General features: G+C 47.9%; 1 protein-coding gene. It reads right to left on the reverse strand.

The features are described 5' to 3' along the window. Positions 1–97: 97 nt before the first annotated feature. On the reverse strand, positions 98–244 hold the full coding sequence (locus HMPREF9420_RS13910; protein ID WP_155813724.1) for a hypothetical protein: 147 nt from the start codon (positions 242–244) through the stop codon (positions 98–100). Positions 245–524: the final 280 nt, after the last annotated feature.

Below are 524 nucleotides of genomic sequence, written 5' to 3' on the forward strand. Positions count from 1 at the left end.
CCTTTAAAAAGCGAGTTGCGGGAGCCCCGCAAGCACAAAATCCTTTAAAAAGTGGTTTGCGGGAGGCCCGCAAGCGTCAAAACCTTTAAAAACTGATTTACGGGAGGCCCGCAAGCATCAAACCATTGGGGAAATGGCTTTCGCCATGCGCGGAAATGCCAAACCATTCGGGAAATGACTTTCGCCATGCGCGGAAATGCCAAACCATTCGGGAAACGACTTTCGGCATGCGCGGAAACGCCAAACCTTTTGGGAAATAGCTTTCGCCAAACGCGAAAATAACAAACTTTTTGCGGAATGGTTTGCGGGAGGCCCGCCAGGGATATAAACGAGAAAAGCACTCTGAAGAAATGTATCTTCAAAGTGCTTTGTAAAAGGAGGCGGCTACCCACTCTCCCGCATTGCCCTATTTGGCACAGTGTACCATCGGGTGAATTGAGGAATAGAAAATAAATAAAAAAAGCGTCCATTTGATTGCTCAAATGAACGCTCTGATAAAAAGGAGGCGGCTACCTACTCTCCCG

Source organism: Segatella salivae DSM 15606 (assembly GCF_000185845.1).
In the GTDB taxonomy this organism is placed as follows: Bacteria; Bacteroidota; Bacteroidia; order Bacteroidales; family Bacteroidaceae; genus Prevotella; species Prevotella salivae.